The 20,142-nt window shown below is 66.4% G+C and carries 16 protein-coding genes; 6 read left to right on the top strand and 10 right to left on the bottom strand.

Going from position 1 to position 20,142, the window contains the following annotated elements; genetic code table 11:
• Window positions 1-98: 98 nt before the first annotated feature.
• Window positions 99-869: an IclR family transcriptional regulator gene (locus NGK62_RS31865; protein WP_502803586.1), complete on the top strand. Its 771-nt coding sequence runs from the start codon at window positions 99-101 to the stop codon at window positions 867-869.
• Between the two features lie 63 nt (window positions 870-932).
• Here NGK62_RS31865 and bktB read toward each other — a convergent pair whose 3' ends face one another.
• Window positions 933-2,114 (bottom strand): beta-ketothiolase BktB, encoded by a 1,182-nt coding sequence (gene bktB, locus NGK62_RS31860; RefSeq protein WP_054452951.1) that lies wholly within the window; start codon window positions 2,112-2,114, stop codon window positions 933-935.
• Window positions 2,115-2,269: 155 nt separating this feature from the next.
• Here bktB and NGK62_RS31855 point away from each other — a divergent pair, with 155 nt between their 5' ends.
• Together NGK62_RS31855 and NGK62_RS31850 are read left to right on the top strand one after the other, a co-directional pair.
• Window positions 2,270-3,175, top strand: a complete 906-nt coding sequence (locus NGK62_RS31855; RefSeq protein WP_059372321.1) for a LysR family transcriptional regulator — start codon at window positions 2,270-2,272, stop codon at window positions 3,173-3,175.
• Between the two features lie 81 nt (window positions 3,176-3,256).
• A complete protein-coding gene (locus NGK62_RS31850; RefSeq protein ID WP_059372318.1) occupies window positions 3,257-3,697 on the top strand; it encodes a CBS domain-containing protein in 441 nt (146 codons plus the stop codon).
• Window positions 3,698-3,727: 30 nt separating this feature from the next.
• Here the strand turns inward: NGK62_RS31850 and NGK62_RS31845 are convergent, their stop codons facing one another.
• Entirely contained in the window at window positions 3,728-4,492 is a 765-nt protein-coding gene (locus NGK62_RS31845; protein ID WP_251882063.1) for a sulfite exporter TauE/SafE family protein, read from the bottom strand.
• Between the two features lie 284 nt (window positions 4,493-4,776).
• On the opposite strand from NGK62_RS31845, the gene NGK62_RS31840 reads away from it, so the two are divergent.
• The 3 genes from NGK62_RS31840 to NGK62_RS31830 all read left to right on the top strand — a co-directional run bounded on the left by NGK62_RS31840 (window position 4,777) and on the right by NGK62_RS31830 (window position 10,000).
• Window positions 4,777-6,405, top strand: coding sequence for an FxLYD domain-containing protein (locus NGK62_RS31840; protein ID WP_251882061.1), 1,629 nt, complete (start codon window positions 4,777-4,779; stop codon window positions 6,403-6,405).
• 201 nt (window positions 6,406-6,606) lie between these two features.
• On the top strand, window positions 6,607-9,198 hold the full coding sequence (gene acnB, locus NGK62_RS31835; protein WP_118932535.1) for a bifunctional aconitate hydratase 2/2-methylisocitrate dehydratase: 2,592 nt from the start codon (window positions 6,607-6,609) through the stop codon (window positions 9,196-9,198).
• 202 nt (window positions 9,199-9,400) lie between these two features.
• Window positions 9,401-10,000, top strand: a complete 600-nt coding sequence (locus NGK62_RS31830) for a transglycosylase SLT domain-containing protein (protein WP_054452962.1) — start codon at window positions 9,401-9,403, stop codon at window positions 9,998-10,000.
• A 16-nt stretch (window positions 10,001-10,016) separates the two neighbouring features.
• Here NGK62_RS31830 and NGK62_RS31825 read toward each other — a convergent pair whose 3' ends face one another.
• From NGK62_RS31825 to NGK62_RS31790, 8 genes are all read right to left on the bottom strand, one after another.
• Window positions 10,017-12,221, bottom strand: a complete 2,205-nt coding sequence (locus NGK62_RS31825; protein ID WP_251882059.1) for a TonB-dependent receptor — start codon at window positions 12,219-12,221, stop codon at window positions 10,017-10,019.
• A gap of 252 nt (window positions 12,222-12,473) precedes the next feature.
• Window positions 12,474-13,982 carry a M81 family metallopeptidase gene (locus NGK62_RS31820; protein ID WP_251882057.1) on the bottom strand — a complete coding sequence of 503 codons (1,509 nt, stop codon included), beginning with the start codon at window positions 13,980-13,982 and terminating at the stop codon, window positions 12,474-12,476.
• Window positions 13,979-15,262, bottom strand: a complete 1,284-nt coding sequence (locus tag NGK62_RS31815) for a Zn-dependent hydrolase (protein ID WP_251882055.1) — start codon at window positions 15,260-15,262, stop codon at window positions 13,979-13,981. The genes NGK62_RS31820 and NGK62_RS31815 overlap by 4 nt, the downstream gene beginning before the upstream one ends.
• 39 nt (window positions 15,263-15,301) lie before the next feature.
• A complete protein-coding gene (locus NGK62_RS31810; RefSeq protein ID WP_251882053.1) occupies window positions 15,302-16,000 on the bottom strand; it encodes an ABC transporter ATP-binding protein in 699 nt (232 codons plus the stop codon).
• Entirely contained in the window at window positions 15,997-16,776 is a 780-nt protein-coding gene (locus NGK62_RS31805) for an ABC transporter ATP-binding protein (protein WP_251882051.1), read from the bottom strand. Before NGK62_RS31805 ends, NGK62_RS31810 begins: the two co-directional genes overlap by 4 nt.
• Window positions 16,773-17,762, bottom strand: coding sequence for a branched-chain amino acid ABC transporter permease (locus NGK62_RS31800; protein ID WP_059372299.1), 990 nt, complete (start codon window positions 17,760-17,762; stop codon window positions 16,773-16,775). The genes NGK62_RS31805 and NGK62_RS31800 overlap by 4 nt, the downstream gene beginning before the upstream one ends.
• Complete coding sequence (locus NGK62_RS31795; protein WP_059372296.1) at window positions 17,762-18,619, bottom strand: branched-chain amino acid ABC transporter permease; 858 nt, start codon at window positions 18,617-18,619, stop codon at window positions 17,762-17,764. Before NGK62_RS31795 ends, NGK62_RS31800 begins: the two co-directional genes overlap by 1 nt.
• An 89-nt stretch (window positions 18,620-18,708) precedes the next feature.
• Window positions 18,709-19,908 (bottom strand): ABC transporter substrate-binding protein, encoded by a 1,200-nt coding sequence (locus tag NGK62_RS31790; protein WP_251882049.1) that lies wholly within the window; start codon window positions 19,906-19,908, stop codon window positions 18,709-18,711.
• Between the last annotated feature and the right edge of the window lie 234 nt (window positions 19,909-20,142).

Raw genomic sequence — 20,142 nt, 5'->3', positions numbered from 1 at the left:
TGTTCTGCCGCGCCTTGAGAGGCGGCGCGGTCGACTGGATTGAATTAACGCACCTTGAATCCTAAAATACAAAATATTCGATCATTATTTCCCATATTATGAACAACAGCGGTTCTACAGGCGGTACCCAGAGCATGCGGCGCGCCCTGGGCCTGCTGCGCGTACTGGCGCAGCACCAGGAAGACGGCATAGACCTGCAGGGCGTCATGGCCGAGGCCGGGCTGGAACGCTCCACCGCGCACCGCCTGCTCAGTTGCCTGCTGGAAGAACAATTCGCCGAGCGCGACGCCAAGACCCGGCGCTACCGCCTGGGCGTGGATTCCATGCAATTGGGATTCGCGGCGCTGCGGCGCACGCCGCTCCTGGACGCGTTGCGTCCGTTCGCGCAAAAGCTCGCGCGCCTGTCGGGCGACACGGTATTCCTGGTGATACGCCAGGGCGACTACGCCCTGTGCCTGCTGCGCGAGGCTGGCTCATTCCCCGTCAAGGTATTCACCATCGACCAGGGGGAGCGGCGTCTTTTGGGCGTGGGCGCGGGCGGCCTGGCGCTGATGGCCGCCCTGTCCGACGAGGAAATCGCCGCGCTGTACGCGCGGCACTCCGCCGCCTACGCGCAGATCGGCGCATCCAGCGCCGGCTTGATGAAATCGGTCAGGCAGGCGCGCGCAGCGCGCTATTCGGAAATCGTGGACACCATCACGCCCGGCGTGTCGGGCGTGGGCGTGGCATTCCGGGTGTCGGAACTGACCTGGGTGGCATTCAGCTTCGGCGCGATCAGCAGCCGGCTGGACGCGCCGCGGCGGGCGCAGATGGGCGCGCTGCTGCGCGCCGAGTGCCAGGCGTGGGCCCAGGATTACCTGGAAAAATAAAGCCCCCTCGCGCAGCGAGGGGGCTGACTAGCGGCTGGGCGCCCCAAGGCGCCCCCTGCCGCTTCAGATCCGTTCGAAGATGGCGGCAATGCCCTGGCCGCCGCCGATGCACATGGTGACCAGCGCATAGCGCCCGCCCACGCGCTGCAGTTCGTGCAGCGCCTTGACGGTGATGATCGCGCCGGTGGCGCCGATGGGGTGGCCCAGGCCGATGCCGCTGCCGTTGGGGTTCACCTTGGCCGGATCCAGCTTCAGCTCGCGCGACACCGCGCAGGCTTGCGCCGCGAACGCTTCGTTGGCTTCGATCACGTCCAGCTGGTCCACCGTCAGGCCGGCGCGCTTGAGCGCGGCCTGCGTGGCCGGCACCGGACCGATGCCCATGATGTTGGGGTCCACGCCCGCGTGGGCGTAGGCCACCAGGCGCGCCAGCGGCTTGACGCCGCGCTTGGCCGCGACCGAGGCGTTCATCAGCACCACGGCGCCCGCGCCGTCGTTCAGGCCCGAGGCGTTGCCCGCCGTGACCGTGCCGTTTTCCTTCTGGAACACCGGCTTCAAGCCCGCGAGGTTTTCTGCCGTGACGTCGCGGCGCACGTGTTCGTCAGTGTCGAACACCACTTCGCCCTTGCGCGACTTCATCACCACCGGCACGATCTGGTCGCGGAAGTAGCCCGCGTCGATGGCGGCCGCGGCGCGGCGATGCGATTCCGCCGCCACGGCGTCCTGGTCCTGGCGGCTGATGCCGAACTTGGCCGCCACGTTCTCGGCGGTGACGCCCATGTGCATGCGGCCGAACGGATCCGACAGCGCGCCGGTCATCATGTCCAGCATGACGCTGTCGCCCATGCGCGCGCCCCAGCGCTGCGCCGGCGCGATGTAGGGTGCGCGGCTCATGCTTTCAGCGCCTGCGCCGATGGCGATTTCGGCGTCACCCAGCATGATGGTCTGCGCGGCGGACACGATGGCCTGCAGGCCCGAACCGCAAAGGCGGTTGACGTTGAAAGCGGGGGTTTCCTTGGCGATGCCGGCGTTCATGGCCGCCACGCGCGACAGGTACATGTCGCGCGGCTCGGTGTTGATGACGTGGCCCACGGCGACGTGGCCGACCTCGTCGCCCTTGACGGCGGCGCGTTCCAGCGCGGCCTTGATGACGGTGGCGCCCAGGTCGCAGGGCGGCACGTCTTTCAGCGCGCCCCCGAAATCGCCGATGGCGGTACGGACTGCGGAAGCGACGATGACTTCATTCATGGTGTTTCCTCCTTGTAATGCGTTCCATCATACCGCCGCCGTCTTGTGCCCGGGGCATGCGCGGCCTGAACGCCCGATACCGAAGGGATAGCACCAATATCCCCATTGATACGAACTTCATATCATCCATGCCCAACGCCATCCGGAGCGCCCCCATGGATTTCCGTCATCTGCAGCAGTTCCTGGTCCTGGCCGAAACGCTGAATTTCCACCGCGCGGCCGAAAAACTGCACATGTCGCAGCCGCCCCTGTCCGTCTCGATACGCAAGCTCGAAGAGATGGTGGGCGTGCCGCTGTTCCTGCGCGGCCGCCAGGGCGTGAAACTCACCGAGGCGGGCCTGGCCGCGCTGGACGAGGCGCGCCGCGCCCTGTTCCACGCCGAGCAGTTCCGGCAGGCGGCGCGCGCCGGCGCCGCGGGCGAAGGCGGCACCGTGCGCATCGGTTTCGTGGGGTCGGCCACGCACGGCGTGCTGCCGCGCATTCTGCCGCAGTACCGGCAACGCTATCCCGGCGTCACCGTGGTGCTGCGCGAAGCCACTTCCATACGCATCATGCAGGAACTCGAAGAAGACACGCTGGAGATCGGCATCGTGCGCGTGCCGGTGGCGATGGGATCGAACGTGCGGCTCGCGCCGCTGACGACCGAGAACTTCGCGCTGGCCGTGCCCAAGACGCATCCGCTGGCGCGGCGCGGCCGCATCCGCCTGGCGGACCTGGCCGACGAAGCCTTCATCATGTACACCGCCACCGAGGCTGCCGGCCTGCGCATGGCCGCCATCAACGCCTGCCAGCTGCGCGGCTTCACGCCCCGCATCACGCAGGAAGCGGTGCAGGTACAGACGCTGCTCAGCCTGGTGGAAAGCGGCCTGGGCGTGGCCCTGGTGCCCGCGGGCGGGCGGCGCCTGCCCGGCACCAACGTCGTCTACAAGACGCTGGCCGATTTTCCCGCGGATGCAACGATCGGCATTTCGATGGCATGGAACCCCGCGACCGAACGCAGCGCCACGCGCAACCTGCGCGAAATGGCCAGCCAGGCGTTCCGGGACAAGAACGCGAAATAAGCGCGCCGCTTGCGGCAACACGGCCGCCAGGCTTAGGATGGAGCATGGGTTTTATCCTCACCAGCGATCCGGGAGCGCATCGTGAAGACAGTTGCTGAGATACTCAGGGAAAAAGCCAATCATTCCGTCGTGACGGTTTCGCCCGACGCGTCGGTTTTCGAAGCCGTCAAAATCATGGCGGAACGCAGCATCGGCGCCGTGGTGGTGGTCCAGGGCGACGCGGTGCTGGGCATGCTGACCGAGCGCGACTACGCCCGCAAGATCGTGCTGCAGGACCGCTCCTCGCGCACCACGAAAGTGCGCGACATCATGACCGATTCCGTCTATTACGTCAGCCGCGCGGACACGCGCGAACACTGCATGGCAATGATGACGGAGCGCCACTTCCGTCATCTGCCTGTCATCGAGGACGGCAAGCTGGTCGGCCTGCTTTCCATCGGCGACCTGGTCAAGGACGTGATGAGCGAACAGAAGTTCATCATCCACGAGCTCGAACGCTACATCACCGGCGAACGCGGCTGACGCCGCGCGGTCCATGCGACGGACTCGCGGCTAGCCCGCCGCGAGCGCCTTGAAAGCCGGCACGATCAAGCCCATGCCGGCCGCCAGCAACAGCACGAACACCATGCGCTTGACGGTCTTCATCGAGCCGGCCGTGCTGTAGCGGCGCGCCACCCAGGTGACGCCGATCACAATCGGCAAGGCCAGCAGGCTCAACCAGAACGACGAGGCCATGAAGGCCCCCTGCCCGGTCACGAGCGCCAGGCGCACGATCGCATTGAGCGAAAACAGAATCAGCAGGCTGTTGCGGATGGCGGCCAGCGGCAGGGGCTGGCGGTACAGGTGATAGACCATGGGCGGCCCCGCGCTGGAAAACAGTCCGCCGAGCACGCCCGAAATCGCGCCGAAGAACACGAACGAACCGCGCGAGGACACTTGCGACAGCGGCTGCGCGCGGGCGATCAGCAGCACCGCGCAGCCCAGGATGGTACAGCCCAACAGCAATTGCAGCAGCACGCCCATGGAGCCGCTGATCCAGGCCAGCGCGGCCACCCCCGCCCCCACGCCGACCAGGCTGCTGGCCATCGCGGGCCGCATCAGCGACCAGTTCACCTGCGGCTTGGCGCGCGCCAGCGTCACGGCCGCGTTCACCAGCGAAAGCACGCTGACCACGTTGGCCACTTCGGATACGGAAGCCAGCTGGAACACGCCCGACAGGCCCAACAGCACCAGCCCGAAGGCGAAGCCCGTCATGGTCTGCGCATAGGTGGCGAGCGCCACGCAGGCGAGAAACAGCAAATATTGGGAAATGCTCATGCTAATGGGAGAGCCTGACCTGCCTCGGCTCTGCCCGGGGCGGCGCGTTGCGCGGCGCGGGAGCGGATCGACGGGGAACAGCGTTAGGGGTTTCGGATCGGTTTTTTCCGCCGGCGATCATAGCACCGGGACGCTCGGCCACACACTTTGTCACAACTGGATGCGCTCGTGCACCATGACTGGCGCGCCCTGCCGCTATCCTTGCCGCCCTGTAAATCCCTTGCGCCTTGCTCCCGCCGCGCCGTCCGCCGCGCCGTCTGGATACGGCGCGCACGGCTGCGAGAATGACGCCCAAACAGACCACGATCAACACGGTGACGCTGACCTGCTCGACCTGCGGCAGCGCCCAATTCACCAAGCTGGACACCAACGAATACCGCTGCAGCCATTGCCATGCGGTCACGCTGGTCGAAGACAACGTCGCCCAGCGGCTGGAGAAGATCCTGCGCGGGATGCAGCAGCCGGCTCCCAAGCCGCAGCTCGGTCCGCGCGCCATCGCGGCGATCGCGGTCGCCGTCGCCGCCGTGTTCGTGGTCCCGCTGGTCGCCTCCATGCTCGGTTCCAAGCCGACCATCACGCGGCAGCCGCCGGCGCCGCCTCCCATCGACGCGTCGCTGGTCAAGCTGACGGACGTGCAGGAGATCCGGGTCCGCGACCGCACGCAGCTGGTCATGATCATGCGCAACGAGACCGGCAAGAAGATCGACGTGCCGCGCGTCACGGCCTCATTCTTCCAGGGCGACCTGTCGCTGCCGTCGAACTCCGGCTCGGCGCCGGCGCGTTCGCTGCAGCCGGGCGAGTACACGCCCGTCATCATCTCCACCCCCAGCCAGGCCTATAGCCGCTATACGCTGCAGGTCTCGCAGCCGACGCTGGCGCGGGACAAGAACAACGACGTGGCCGCCAGCAAGATACAGCTGGTGCGCAACGACGGCACATATCGCCTGGTCGGTCTCTTGAAGAACAACGGCGCCACCGCCGCCAACAGCAGCCAGATCACGGTGATGCTGTACGGCGAGGATGGCAAGCTGATCGGCACCGGCAATGGCTACGGCGCCGCCAGCCCGCTGGCGCCAAACGCGCTGACCTCCTTCGACGTGCGCTGCGAGATGCTGGCCGAGGGCCGGGTCGCCTCCTACGATTACATGGTGCAAAGCGAAAGCCACGCCACCTCGCCAGGCGCGTCCAAGGAGGAAGCGCTCCCCAGCCGCATCGTGCGCGTCAGCCCGGCCGACGCTCGAATCATCGAACACGTGCGCCTGACCACCGAGGAGCTGCTGGATCCGGACTTCGCCCTGTTCGACGCCAGCGCGCTCAAGCTGTCCGCGCCGCGCCGCCTGCTCGACGAGATCGAGCGTCCGGTCTTGTATGCCGAACTGGTCAACACCAGCGACCAGTTCGTCGCCCTGTCGCCCAAGGCCAACATCGCGGTGTTCGATGGTTCCAACCGGCTGGACCTGCGCCAGGCCTGGAGCCTGCCGGCGCGCCTGTACCCCGGCGAACGCGTGCCGGTGGCGCTGACCGGCCGCGTCGACCGCTACACCGAGGTCAAGACCGACTGGCTGCCCGCCAAGCGCGCCGCGCTGCCCGGCCCCCGCCCCAAGCTGGCGATCACGGTCGAGAACACCGAGGCCCAGGTCGGCACCGGCACCCTGAACTTCAGCTACCGCTTCCGCTACAAGTACGTGACCGTGCACGGCCGCGTGCGCAACGACAGCCAGGCCGAGGTCGAGAACGTCAAGGTCTGGATCAGCCTGTACGACGCCCAGGACAAGCTGACCGGCGCGGTTTTCCAGGAATTGCGGCTGCCCAGGCTCAAGCCGGAGGAAAGCGCGCCGTTCCAGGTCGACGTCAAGCAGTACGGCGGCAATTTCGCCCGGGTGGGCGTGGTGTACGACGCCGGGCCGCGCTAAGCCGCTCTGACGGAACGCTCCCGGCCGGCGCCGCCCGCCGGCCTTCCCGGCGTCGCCCCGGGCGCACCGGCCCGTCGCCCTTAAGCAACAGCTATGGACCCAAGTCTTATATAAGATATAAGACATTTGCTTGCGTCCCCCTGTTCCCTCTACAATTCGGCGAACAACCCTTCTTCCAACCCGACTTTGAGCAGGCCTCACATGCTGGATAATTACCGCCAACACGTTGCCGAACGCGCGGCTCTGGGGATCCCCCCGCTGCCCCTTACGGCCAAACAAACCGCTGAACTGATCGAACTGCTCAAGAACCCGCCCGCTGGCGAAGAGCAGAACCTGGTCGACCTGCTGACCCACCGCGTGCCGGCCGGCGTGGACGACGCCGCCAAGGTCAAGGCTTCGTACCTGGCCGCCGTGGCCCTGGGCAAGGAAGCTTGTGCGCTGATCAGCCGTGCCAAGGCGACTGAACTGCTCGGCACGATGCTGGGCGGCTACAACATTGGCCCGCTGGTCGACCTGCTGGACGACGCTGAAATCGGCACCATCGCCGCCGATGCGCTGAAGAAGACCCTGCTGATGTTCGACGCCTTCCACGACGTGAAGGAAAAGGCGGACAAGGGCAACGCCAACGCCAAGTCCGTGATGCAGAGCTGGGCCGACGCCGAATGGTTCACCAGCCGTCCGGAACTGCCGCAAAGCCTGACCATCACCGTCTTCAAGGTGCCTGGCGAAACCAACACCGACGACCTGTCGCCGGCTCCCGACGCCACCACCCGCCCCGACATCCCGATGCACGCCCTGGCGATGCTGAAGAACAAGCGCGACGGCGCCGCGTTCGAACCGGAAGAAGACGGCAAGCGCGGCCCGGTCAAGTTCATCGAATCCCTGAAGGAAAAGGGCCACCTGGTCGCCTACGTCGGCGACGTGGTCGGCACGGGTTCGTCGCGCAAGTCGGCCACCAACTCGGTGCTGTGGTTCACCGGCGAAGACATCCCCTTCGTGCCGAACAAGCGTTTCGGCGGCGTGTGCCTGGGCAACAAGATCGCCCCGATCTTCTACAACACCATGGAAGACGCCGGCGCCCTGCCGATCGAACTCGACGTTTCCAAGATGGAAATGGGCGACGTGGTCGAACTGCGCCCCTATGAAGGCAAGGCATTGAAGAACGGCGAAGTCATCGCCGAATTCGAAGTGAAGTCCGACGTGCTGTTCGACGAAGTGCGCGCCGGCGGCCGCATTCCGCTGATCATCGGCCGCGGCCTGACCGCCAAGGCGCGCGAAGCGCTGGGCCTGCCGGCCTCGACGCTGTTCCGCCTGCCCAAGGACCCGGCCGACACGGGCAAGGGTTACACGCTGGCCCAGAAGATGGTCGGCCGCGCCTGCGGCCTGGCCGAAGGCAAGGGCATCCGCCCGGGCACCTACTGCGAACCGAAGATGACCTCGGTCGGCAGCCAGGACACCACCGGCCCCATGACCCGCGACGAGCTGAAGGACCTGGCCTGCCTGGGCTTCTCGGCCGACCTGGTGATGCAGTCGTTCTGCCACACCGCCGCCTACCCCAAGCCCGTGGACGTCAAGACGCACCACACGCTGCCTGAATTCATCAGCACCCGCGGCGGCGTGTCGCTGCGTCCGGGCGACGGCGTGATCCACTCCTGGCTGAACCGCATGCTGCTGCCCGACACCGTCGGCACCGGCGGCGACTCGCACACCCGCTTCCCCATCGGCATCTCGTTCCCGGCCGGCTCGGGCCTGGTCGCCTTTGCCGCCGCCACCGGCGTGATGCCGCTGGACATGCCGGAATCGGTGCTGGTCCGCTTCAAGGGCAAGCTGCAACCCGGCGTGACCCTGCGCGACCTGGTCAACGCGATTCCGCTGTACGCCATCAAGCAAGGCCTGCTGACGGTGGCCAAGCAAGGCAAGAAGAACATCTTCTCCGGCCGCATTCTGGAAATCGAAGGCCTGCCCGACCTGAAGGTCGAACAAGCCTTTGAACTGTCGGACGCTTCCGCCGAACGTTCGGCCGCCGGCTGCTCGGTGCGCCTGAACAAGGAACCGATCATCGAGTACATCAACAGCAACATCGTGATGCTGAAGTGGATGATCGCCAACGGCTACGAAGACGAGCGCACGCTGGGCCGCCGCATCAAGGCCATGGAAGCCTGGCTGGCCGACCCCAAGCTGCTGGAGCCGGACGCCGACGCCGAATACGCCGCCGTGATCGAGATCGACCTGGCCGACGTGCACGAACCCATCGTGGCCTGCCCGAACGACCCCGACGACGTGAAGACGCTGTCGGAAGTCGCCGGCGCCAAGATCGACGAAGTGTTCATCGGCAGCTGCATGACCAACATCGGCCACTTCCGCGCAGCCTCCAAGCTGCTGGAAGGCAAGCGCGACATCCCGGTCAAGCTGTGGGTCGCTCCCCCGACCAAGATGGACGCCACCCAGCTGACCGAGGAAGGCCACTACGGCGTGTTCGGCACCGCCGGCGCCCGTACGGAAATGCCGGGCTGCTCGCTGTGCATGGGCAACCAGGCGCAGGTGCGCGAAGGCGCGACCGTCATGTCGACCAGCACCCGCAACTTCCCCAACCGCCTGGGCAAGAACACCAACGTGTACCTGGGTTCGGCCGAACTGGCCGCCATCTGCTCGAAGCTGGGCCGCATCCCGACCAAGGACGAGTACATGGCCGACATGGGCGTCATCAACAAGAGCGGCGACCAGATCTACCAGTACCTGAACTTCGACAAGATCGCGGACTACAAGGACGTGGCTGACGTCATCGAAGTCTAAGCATCGGGCGCAGCAGCCTGGCTGCATCGCCTGCAAGACGGCCCCGGAGCAATCCGGGGCCGTTTTTCTTTGCCTGGCGCATGCGGCACAGGTCTGAAAATTTCAGGGACGGAACTTTTTCTGCGATACGTTTTCATACAATCGCGGTAACTTGTGACATCCGCCCCCCACCCCTGCCCCGATCTCCGGAGGAAGACCGCCAATGACCCGGCTTTTGCTGCCGCCGCTGCTATTGCTGGCGCTCGCCGGCTGCGCCACCGCGCCGCCCTCGAATCCCGAGAACATCTGCGCCATCTTTCGCGAAAAGCCGGACTGGCACGATGCCGCCTTGAAGGTGCAGAAGAAATGGGGCGCGCCCGTGCCGGTGCCCATGGCCATGATGTACCAGGAATCGTCCTTCAAGCATGACGCGGTGCCGCCGCGCTACTACTTCCTGGGCTTCATCCCCTGGGGCCGCGTCAGTTCCGCCTACGGCTACGCCCAGGTCAAGGACGAGACCTGGGACGATTACAAGAAAGATGCGGGAGGCTGGGGTTCCAGCCGCGACGACTTCGCCGACGCGCTGGATTTCATGGGCTGGTACATGAACAAGACCCAGCGCATCAACGGCGTGTCCAAGTCCGACGCCTATGGCCAGTACCTGAACTACCACGAGGGCTGGACCGGCTACCGCAACCGCAGCTATGACCGCAAGGCCTGGCTCAAGACCGTATCGCAGAAGGTGCAGGCGCGGGCCCAGAAGTTCGCCGCGCAGTACAAGAGCTGCGAGAGCGATCTCACGCGCGGCGGCTGGTTCTGGTGAACACCGCCGCCTGAACTCAGAAGTCCATGCTCGCGCTGAGCGAGAAGGTACGCGGTCCGCCCAGCACCAGATAGCCGTTGCCGGGATATCCGCCCACCGACGACCAGTAGTTGCGGTTGGCGATGTTGTCCACGCGGGCGCGCAGCGTCACGACGTGGCCGTCCACGTCCATCATGTAGCGCAGGCCCGCATCGAAGCGGGTCCAGCCCGGCACCTTGAGCGTGTTGGCGTCGTCCGCGTAAGACGCGCCGGTATAGACCACGCGGCCGTCCACCGCCAGGCCCGGCACGCCGGGAATGTCCCATTCCACGCCCATGTTGGCCTGGAAGCGCGGCACGCCGATCACGCGGTTGCCGTCGATGGACGGGTTGCCGGTGGAGCGCTGCGTGGCATCCAGCCAGGTCAGGCCGCCCAAGAGGCGCACGCTCTTGATGGGTTCGCCGTACATCGTGAGTTCGACGCCCTGGTGGCGGTCCTTGCCCGAGGTCGTCAGCTCGTTGCTGGCGTTATACATGGCGCGCGGCTTGTCGGTGGAGAACAAGGCCAATCCTGCCCCCATGCCATCTCCCTCGTACTTCGCGCCGATTTCCTTCTGCTTGGAAACAAACGGCGGCAGGCTCTGGCCGGCGTTGGGCACCGGCTTGCCGCCGGCATTGGCCGGAGCGGTCGGCCCCGCGACCAGCGCCTCGATGTAGTTCGCGTACAGCGAAACGCTGGGCGCGACCTTGACGACCAGACCCGCGGCGGGCGAGTTGTGGCTGGCGTCGTACGCGCCGCTTTCCTTGCCGGTGTTGTACGCGTAGTCGCGTTGCGACAGCCGCTGATGGCGGATGCCGGCCGTGAGCAGCACCTTGTCGTCCAGGAACGACAACGTGTCGCCGATGGCGTAGCTGCTCAGGCGGGTGCGGCCTTGCAGCGCCGGATCGTCCAGGTCATTGCCGCGCAGCGCGGTGGCGCTGAATGGCGGCTTGTCATACGAAATCGGGTTGTAGATGTTGGTGGGATACGTGTTCTGCCAGTCCATCACATAGGCATTTTTCTTCTTCAGGTCGAAGAAGGATGCCGACACGACGAACTCATGGCCCACCGGCCCCGTGCGCAGTTTGCCGCGCAGGCCCAGTTCGCCCGTGTTCACGCTGTCTTCGCGGGTATTGTCAAAGCGGTAGAAGGTGCCCGCGCCCGTGCTGCCGTTGGTCAGCGTGACGTTGCCCAGCGAATTTGCTTCGTCGCTGCGGCGCATGCCAAAGGCCGCATAGGCGGTCAGCTTGTCGCTGAAATCATGTTCGCCGCGCACGGTACCGAAAACATCGCGCTCGTTCGAGTACGACCAGGGCTGCGCATAGTTGGAGCTGGCGTCGGGCGCGTCCGGCACCTTGGTGACGCCGGCGCCCAGCGTCACGTTGGGCCGCGCGCGCTTGAGCTTGTTCTCCTGCCAGCCGATGTCGGCAGACAAGCGCGTATCGGCCGAACGCCAATCCAGGCCCAGCGATACCAGGCTGGTGCGCGAATGTTCATCGTCGATGCCGGTGTCGCCGCTGCGCTGCGCGGCGTTCAAGCGGATGCCGGTGCTATCGCCAGGGCCAAAGCGGCGGGCGATGTCGGTGGACAACTGGAACTGCCCGCCGCTGGACACGCCGGTGGTGACGCGGGTCAACGGTTCGTTCGGCGCGCGCTTGGGTACCAGGTTGATCACCCCGCCGATGCCGCCGCCGCCGGGAGCCGCGCCCGTCAGGAAGGTGGAGGCTCCACGCAGGACTTCCACGCGCTCGAACAGTTCGGTGGCGATGTACTGGCGCGGCAGCAGGCTGTAGAGACCGTTATAGGCCACGTCGTCCGAACCCAGGATGAAGCCGCGGATGAAGTACGACTCCTGGAAGTTGCCGAAACCGCGCGCCACGCGCACGCCCGGGTCGTTCTGCAGCACGTCGCCCACGCTGCGGGCCTGCCGGTCCTGGATCAGTTCATTGGTATAGCTGGTGATGCTGAACGGCGTGTCCATGATGTCTTGGGTGCCGAACAGGCCGATGCGGCCGCCGCGCGCAACCTGTCCGCCGGCGAAGGGCTCGGCCAGGCCGCCGGCCGAGGCATCGGCGCTGGCCTCGACCTTGATGGCGTCCATGGAAACGACGGAGCCGGCCTGATCGGACGCGGATTGGGCTTGGACAACGGGGAGATAGCACGGCAGCGCGGCGGCCATGCAGGCAAGAGTTCGGATTTTCATGTCGGGAAGTTCGCAGGCAGAGATCAAAATCCCGATGGGGTCACGCGCGCACTAAGAATTACGGATGCGTCTGGAATGTGCCGGAAGGCCGGGGCCTTGCCGGGCCGGCTGCACCAAAGGGGACTGGAATTACTGAGCGCCCCATTCTACGTCAAACGGAATCATTCTCATTTATGTTACTTTTTGTTTGAGAATGTCCGTTGCCCGGGCGCCACAGCTGCAGCGTGCGGCGCCCTCCTCTTTCCGGCGGGTTTATCGGCCGCCCGCGCGAGGATCGTAGTCCGCCGCCGCCATGGGTTCCAGCGGATACAGCGGCCGCGCGCGCCTGCGGAATTCGAACAGCGACCAGTCTGAGCTGGTCACGCCAGGGCTGTCGCATTCGACCAGCGCCTGGGAGATCGGCACGAACACCGGGCGGCAGTACATGCGCGACTTCACCAGCACGTAACGGGCGCGGGACGGATCCAGTCCCAGGCTCTGGAACACGCCCAGATCCCAGGGTTCGTGGGTCTGTTCGGTCAGCACCAGTTGCGCAGCGCCTATGTCCAGCACCGCGCTGCGGCCCATGCAGGCCAGTTGCCCGGTATAGGTGGGACCGGTGATCACGTACTCGCCATTGCTGAGCGCGCGCACGGTGCCGCGCAGCGTGACGGGCTGCGCCGCCCGGCCGATCTCGCCGATGGCGCGCTTGTTGCCCACCGGCAGCTCGACGGTGGCGCCGACGCCGGCGCGGGTCAGCTCGGCCACGGCTTCGGGGTCGCAAAACAGCCCGGCCTGAATCCCTTCCAATCCGGCATCCAGCGCAGCCATCAGCACGTCCAGGGTGTCGCAGGTACCGCCGCTCATGCAGTTGTCGCCATGGTCCAGCAGCAGCACCGGCTTGCTTGCGCCTTCGGCCAGGACCTTGGCGCGCGCCAGCGACTCGGCCAGCGGCTCGCTGTCGTAGAAGAAGCCGTCGCGCTGTTCCCAGATCAGGGCGGCGATCTCGCCCGCCACGCGCTCCGCCTCGGCGCGGTCGCCGTCGGCCACCACGACCACGCTGACGCAGGGATGCGGGATGTCGGCCAAACCGAAGCCCGCCAGCACCGATACGCCCAGCGTCCCCGCGGCCTCGGCCTGGCACGCCGCTGCGACGGCTGCGCGCATGGCGCCTTCGGCCGTGTTGCTGCGCAGGGAATGCGACACCAGCGGCAGACGCCGCCATGCCATGACCGGCTTGCACCCGCCGTCCATGCCCGCAAACAGCAGCCTGCCGGCGTGCTCGCCGGTTTCGTACATGTCGATGTGGGGATAGGTCTTGAAGCTGACGATGACGTCGGCGTTGTCCATCATCTTCTGCGTAACGTTGCCGTGCAGGTCCAGCGCCACGGCTACCGGCACGTCCGGCGCGGCGGCGCGCAGCCGTTCGAGCAGGTCGCCCTCGCCGTCATCGGTGGTCTCCACCGCCATGGCGCCATGCAGGTCCAGCAGGATGACGTCGCAGCCCCGGGCGGCGGCCACGATGCGGTCGCATAGCTCGGCATAGGCTTGGCCGTCGACGCGGCCGCTGGGATAGGCGGTGGCCGACACGGGCGTGACCAGCTCGGCGCCGCGCGCCTCGGCCAGGTCGATGAACGCCGACATCGCGGTGCGCTTGCCCTTGTTCTCCTCATAGGCCGCCGCATCGTAGGCGGGGCCGCCGTTGCCGAAGGCGGATAGCGGCGTCGGCACCGGAGAGAAGGTGTTGGTCTCGTGATTCAGCCTCGCGATCAGCGCCTTCATTGCGCGCCCCTATCAGAAAACTGGATATGCCCGCAACAGCGCAACATGGCGTGCAGCAGCACATTGCAGCCTGCCTCCAGATGCTCGGGCTGCGCGTCCTCGATCTCGTTGTGGCTGATGCCGTCCTTGCACGGCACGAAGATCATGGCGGTGGGCGCCACCCGCGCCATGTAGACGGCGTCATGGCCCGCGCCGCTGATCACGTCCAGCGCATCCAGGCCCAGCGTGCGCGCGCCGTCGCGGATGGCTTGCACCAGCCGGGGCTCGAAGGGCTGCGGCGGGAAGTACACGACCTCCTTGCTGTCGACCTGGAAGCGGCCCGGCTCGGCCAGTTCCTCGCAGGCGCGCGCAAATGCCGCGGCCATGCTGTCCAGCGTGGCATCGTCGGCGGCGCGCAGGTCCACGGTAAGCGCCACGCGGCCCGGGATCACGTTGCGCGAGTTCGGGAAGCTGTCGATGCAGCCCACCGTGCCGCGGCCATGCGGCGCATGCTCCAGTGCAATCCGGTTGACCTCCAGCACCAGCCTGGACGCGGTCAGCAAGGCGTCGCGGCGCAGTTCCATCGGCGTGGGCCCGGCATGCGCCTCCTGGCCGGTGATGGCGACGTCGTACCAGCGCTGCCCCAGGGCGCCCTGCACCGAACCGATGGTGATGCCGCGGTCTTCCAGGATGGGGCCCTGCTCGATGTGCGCCTCGAAGTAGGCGCTGACATCGCCGGGCCGCGCCGGCTCCGGCCCGGCGTAGCCGATGGCGCGCAGCGCTTCATCCACGCTGACGCCGTCGCGGTCGCGCGCGGCCAGCGCGTGCTCCAGCGTGAACGCGCCGGCGTACACGCCGGAACCCATCATCACGGGCACGAAGCGCGAGCCTTCCTCATTGGTCCACACCACCACTTCCAGCGGCGCTTCGGTGGCGATGCCGCGCTCGTGCAGCGTGCGCAGGACCTCGATGCCTGCAAGCACCCCATAATTGCCGTCGAATTTTCCGCCGGTGGGCTGGGTGTCGATATGGCTGCCGGTCATCACGGCGGGCAAGTCATCGCGCAGGCCGGGGCGGCGCATGAAGATGTTGCCGATGGCGTCCACGCGCACGCTGCAGCCCAGCTCCCGGGCCCAGGCGCAGACCAGGTCGCGGCCCTGCCGGTCCAGTTCGCTCAGCGCCAGCCGGCACACCCCGCCCTTGTCGGTGGCGCCGATGCGGGCCAGCTCCATCAGCGAATTCCAGAGGCGGCTGCCGTCGATGCGGATGCCGCTGACGGCCTCCAGTGCGTTCATTTCCATGGTGTTTCCCTTGCTTCGGTTGCGCGGCGCGGGCGGTCCCTAGACGCCCACGCCCAGGTATCGGTCCTTCACGTTTTCGTCCGCCATGAAGTCCGCGTTGCTGCCTTCGTAGACGATGGATCCCTGCTCGATGATGAAATGGCGGTCGGCCAGCTGGGTGCAGACTTCCAGGTTCTGCTCCACCAGCAGGATGGTGACGCCGGCCTGCTTGATGGACTTGATCTGCGCCACGATCTCCTCGACGATCACCGGCGCCAGGCCTTCGACCGGCTCGTCCAGCATCAGCACGCGCGGATGGTTCATCAGCGCGCGCCCGATGGCCAGCATCTGCTGTTCGCCGCCGGACAACTGGCCGCCGCCATTCTTGCGGCGCTCCTTCAGGCGGGGAAAGATGCGGTAGATGTCTTCCAGCTGCCAGGGCGAATCGCGGCGCATGCCCAGCTTGAGATTTTCCTCGACCGTCAGCAGCTTGAAGATGCCGCGGTGCTCGGGCACCAGGCAGACCCCCATGGACGCGATCCTGTGCGCCGGCAGCCCGGCGATGTCGCGCCCGCCGTAGCGCACCGCGCCCCCCTTGGGCGCGATCACGCCGGCGATGGTCTTAAGCGTGGTCGACTTGCCGGCGCCGTTGCGCCCCAGCAGCGTCACCACCTGGCCCTGCGGCAATTCGAGCGACACGCCTTGCAGGATATGGCTCTTGCCGTAATAGCTGTGTACGGCGTCGACATGCAGCATCATGCCCGGCCTCCCGTGATCATGTTGCCCAGGTACGCGGCGCGCACCCGCTCGTCGCTGCGGATCGCGGCAGGCGTGCCCTCGACCAGCACGCGGCCCTGCTGCATCACCGTGATCGTGTCGGAGATGTCCATCACGATGTTCATGTTGTGCTCGATCAGTACGACCGTGTGGTCGTCGCGCAGGCTGCGGATCAGGCGTTTCATCTCATCCAGGTCGTCCACCCCCATGCCGGAGGTGGGCTCGTCCAGGAAGATCGCGCGCGGCCTGGCGGCCAGCGCCATGCCCACTTCCAGGCGCCGCTGCTGGCCGTGCGACAGCGCGCCCGCCGCCACCTGGGCCAGCCGCGACAGGCCCAGGCGCTCCAGCGCCGCGTCGACAACCTCACGCTGCGCCCGCGGGCCCGTGGGCGGATGCCAGCAGTCGAAGGCGCCGGCGCGATGCGCGCCCTGAGCCGCCAGCCGCAGGTTTTCCTGCACTGACAGGTTGGCGAACAGGCTGGTGACCTGGAAGGAGCGCGCGATGCCGCGCTGCACCCGTTGATAATCGGCTTCCTGCGTCACGTCATGGCCGTCGAACACGATGCTGCCCTCGCTGGTGCGCAAGGTGCCTGTCAGCGTATGGAACAGCGTGGTCTTGCCGGCGCCGTTCGGGCCGATGACGGAATGCACCGTGCGCGGCCGCACCTGCAGATCCACCCCATGCAGGGCCACGAACTTGCCGAAGCGCTTGACGATGCCCCTGGCCTGCAGCAGCGGCGCGGAATGTTGCGGATTCATGCGCGTCCCTCCTTGGCGGCCGGCTCGCCGCCGGCAGGCTTGCGCCGCAGCGCCAGCCAGATGCGTTCTCCCAGCCCCCACAAGCCCTTCTGCATGAACAGGCTGACCGCGATCAGCAGAAAGCCCAGCAGCATCAGCCAGCGCGGCCACAAGGTGGAAAGCCAGTCCGCGAACAGCACGTAGAAGGCCGCCCCCAGCACGGAAGCGAACAGGTTGCCGGTGCCGCCGATGACCGTCATGACCAGGATCATCTCGCTACTGTGGTATTCGATGCTGGACAGCGGCGCGATGCCGGTCATCATTGCCAGGAAGGCGCCCGCCAACGCGGTCACGGCGCCCGAGATCGCGAAGGCCGACAACTTGAAGAGGCGCACGTTGTAGCCCACCGCCATGGCGCGCGCCTCGTTGTCGCGGATCGCCAGCAGCGTGCGGCCGAACACCGAGTTGGTCACGCGCAGCAGCAGCCAGAATATCGCCAGGAAGCACACCGCCACGAAGGCGTAGAACTGCCAGGGCGTCGCCAGCGGCATGAGCTGCAGGCCCGCCACCGACAGCGCCGGACGCGGCACGTCCAGCAGGCCATTGTCGCCCCCGGTCAGGTCAGGCAGGCTGTACGCCAGGAAATAGAACATCTGCGCGAAGGCCAGCGTCAGCATCACGAAGTAGGTGCCGCGCTGGCGTATCGCGAACCAGCCCACCAGCGTCGCGCCCAGCGCGCCCACCGCCATCGCCGCCAGCAACGCCAGCGGCATCGGCAGGCCGGTGCGCGTCAACAGGATGCCGACGGCATAGCTGCCCAGGCCGAAGAAGATGCCCTGGCCGAACGACAGCAGTCCGGTGAAGCCCAGCAGCAGATTGCAGCCCAGCACCGCCAACGCGTAGATCAGCACTTCCGTGGCCAGCGAGCCCGACTGCATGCACAGCGGCAACAGCAGCACCACCGCCAGCGCCAACAGCAATTGGGCATGAGATTTCAAGCGCGTCATCATCCTCTCCCCATCAGGCCGTGGGGACGCAGCAGCAGCACCGCCGCCATCGCCACATAGATCATCAGCCGCGCGCCTTCCGGCCACAGCGTGCTCATCACGCTCTGCACCACGCCGATCAGGAGGCCGCCGACCAGCGCGCCGAAGAAGCTGCCCATGCCGCCCACCACCACGATGACGAAGGCGATACCCAGAGCCTCGATGCCCATGAACGGCTCGACGCCGCGGATCGGCGCGGCCAGCACCCCGGCCAGCGCGGCGGTCGCCGCGCCCAGCGCGAACACCAGGCTGAACATGCGGAACACGTTGATGCCCAGCATGGACACCATCTCGGTGGATTCGCTGCCGGCCCGCACCGCGCTGCCCAGCCGCGTGCCTTCCAGCACGTACCAGAGCAGCAGCGAGAAGACGGCGGTGAAACCGATCACGAACAAGCGGTACTTGGGATAGATGAAGCTGCCCCACATGACCACGCCCTGCAGGGCCGAAGGCGCGGCGACGTTGTCGCCTATCGGCCCCCAGATCACGATGACCAGTTCCTGCAGGACCAGCGCCAGCCCGACGGTGATCAGGATATGGAATTCATGCGCCTGCGCGTAGACGTGGCGCAACAGCGCTTTCTCCAGGACCCAGGCGCCGGCGCCCACCAGCAGCGGCACGATGGCCAGCGCGAGCCAGAAATTCAGGCCCCACTGGATGGCCTGGAAACAGAAGTAGGCGCCCAGCAGATAGAACGCCCCGTGGGCGAAGTTCACGAAGCGCAACAGACCGAAGACGATGGACAGGCCGACTGCCAGAAGGAAGTACAGCATGCCTACCCCGATCCCATTGATGATCTGGAGGAGATAGACGTTCATGGGTATGCCCGATGGAGGTAACGGAAGGCCGCGGGGCGCGCGGCGGCCGCGGACGCAACGCGCCCACGGCCGCCCGCCTCAGGGGCGGGCTACAGCTTGCAGCCGGTTTCCGCGGGCGGCAGGAAGGAGCGGCCGCTATGCACGATCTCGGCGTAATCGTCCTTGTCCTTCATGTCCTTCTTGGCGCGGCCTTTGAGCAGGTAGTAATTCTTCAGGACCTGGTGGTCTTCCTTGCGGATTTCCTCCTTGCCCGTCAGGCCTTCGTAGGCCATGCCCTCCATGACGGCAATCACCTTGGCCGGGTCGGCGCTGCCAGCCTTGACAATGGCGTCCAGCATGATGCGGGTGCAGATGTAGGAGCCTGCCAGGCTGTAGTTGGGATTGGCGCGCGTCTTGTCGCGGGACAGCTGCACCAGTTCCTTGTTGAGCGGCGAGTCGATGCCGTGCCAGTACTGCGCGCCGAAGTACACGCCTTCGCACAGGTCGGCGCTCAGGCCCTCGAATTGCTCCAGGCCCGAAGCCCAGGCCACCAGGATGGTGCAGTTCTGCTTCATGCCGAAGCTGACGGCCTGGCGCAGCGTGTCCGAGGACTGCGAGCCGAAGTTCAGGATCAGCAGCACGTCCGGCTTGGCGGCCATGGCGTTGGTGAGATAGCCGCTGAACTCCTTCTCGGTCAGCGAGTGATAGCTGTTGCCCACATGCTCGATGCCCTTTTCCTTGAAGATCGCCTTGGCCGCGCTGAGCAGGCCGTCGCCGAATACGTATTGCGGCGTGATGGTGTACCAGCGCTTGGCGTTGGGCAGCTTTTCAAGCAGGGGACGCACGGTCTGCTCGATGGCGCCGAAAGTGGGCACGGACCAGCGGAAGGTGGCCCGGTTGCAGTCCTTGCCCGTGATTTCGTCCGCGCCCGCCGTGGTGATGAAGACGCCGCCGGCGCGTTCCACTTCCTTGCCCATGGCCAGGGCTTCGGACGACAGGATGCCGCCGGCGAAGAATTTGACGCCCTTCTGTTGCGAGACTTCCTGGACCTTGCGCACCGCCGTGGCCGGCTTGCCCTCGGTGTCCAGCACGGTATAGGCCAGTGGCCGGTCGAGCGCGCGGCCATACTGCTCCAGCGCCAGTTTCATGCCCAGGTCGGCGTATTTGCCATTGGCGGCAAAGGCGCCCGACATGGGCACCGGACACCCGAACTGTATGGCGTCGGCTTGCGCCAGCGCGGACCGGGCGGTCCAGAGTGATCCAGGCACGGCGCCAAGCGCGGCCAATTTCAGCAGGTTGCGGCGATTCAAGATGGTTCTCCCTGGCTGCCGCTGGCGGTGCCGCGGCATATTGACGATGTCGAGCGCGCACCATGCGCGTCCCCATTCCGACTCTGTCTGCTCCAAGCTCCCGTGCCAGGGCTGCCGCCGCGTGGGCGTACTCGCAAGTCCTGGCCTCATGCCTATACTGCGACTACCATCCTATTTATCATGATAAATAGGATTATTATCATGATCAGTTTGGCGAGCCGGATCTGTCAATAG

The sequence above is a fragment of the Achromobacter sp. Marseille-Q4954 genome, assembly GCF_943737025.1.
Lineage (GTDB): Bacteria > Pseudomonadota > Gammaproteobacteria > Burkholderiales > Burkholderiaceae_B > Achromobacter > Achromobacter bronchisepticus_A.
Note: the sequence above shows the minus strand (reverse complement) of the source record. Positions and strands in the feature narration are given on the sequence as shown.

What these genes read in the sequence shown, in the direction of transcription:
- NGK62_RS31865 (WP_502803586.1), top strand. Translation starts at nt 99, where the DNA reads ATGAACAACAGCGGTTCTACAGGCGGTACCCAGAGCATGCGGCGCGCC.
- bktB (WP_054452951.1), bottom strand. Translation starts at nt 2,114, where the DNA reads ATGAATGAAGTCATCGTCGCTTCCGCAGTCCGTACCGCCATCGGCGAT.
- NGK62_RS31855 (WP_059372321.1), top strand. Translation starts at nt 2,270, where the DNA reads ATGGATTTCCGTCATCTGCAGCAGTTCCTGGTCCTGGCCGAAACGCTG.
- NGK62_RS31845 (WP_251882063.1), bottom strand. Translation starts at nt 4,492, where the DNA reads ATGAGCATTTCCCAATATTTGCTGTTTCTCGCCTGCGTGGCGCTCGCC.
- NGK62_RS31840 (WP_251882061.1), top strand. Translation starts at nt 4,777, where the DNA reads ATGACGCCCAAACAGACCACGATCAACACGGTGACGCTGACCTGCTCG.
- acnB (WP_118932535.1), top strand. Translation starts at nt 6,607, where the DNA reads ATGCTGGATAATTACCGCCAACACGTTGCCGAACGCGCGGCTCTGGGG.
- NGK62_RS31830 (WP_054452962.1), top strand. Translation starts at nt 9,401, where the DNA reads ATGACCCGGCTTTTGCTGCCGCCGCTGCTATTGCTGGCGCTCGCCGGC.
- NGK62_RS31825 (WP_251882059.1), bottom strand. Translation starts at nt 12,221, where the DNA reads ATGAAAATCCGAACTCTTGCCTGCATGGCCGCCGCGCTGCCGTGCTAT.
- NGK62_RS31820 (WP_251882057.1), bottom strand. Translation starts at nt 13,982, where the DNA reads ATGAAGGCGCTGATCGCGAGGCTGAATCACGAGACCAACACCTTCTCT.
- NGK62_RS31815 (WP_251882055.1), bottom strand. Translation starts at nt 15,262, where the DNA reads ATGGAAATGAACGCACTGGAGGCCGTCAGCGGCATCCGCATCGACGGC.
- NGK62_RS31810 (WP_251882053.1), bottom strand. Translation starts at nt 16,000, where the DNA reads ATGATGCTGCATGTCGACGCCGTACACAGCTATTACGGCAAGAGCCAT.
- NGK62_RS31805 (WP_251882051.1), bottom strand. Translation starts at nt 16,776, where the DNA reads ATGAATCCGCAACATTCCGCGCCGCTGCTGCAGGCCAGGGGCATCGTC.
- NGK62_RS31800 (WP_059372299.1), bottom strand. Translation starts at nt 17,762, where the DNA reads ATGACGCGCTTGAAATCTCATGCCCAATTGCTGTTGGCGCTGGCGGTG.
- NGK62_RS31795 (WP_059372296.1), bottom strand. Translation starts at nt 18,619, where the DNA reads ATGAACGTCTATCTCCTCCAGATCATCAATGGGATCGGGGTAGGCATG.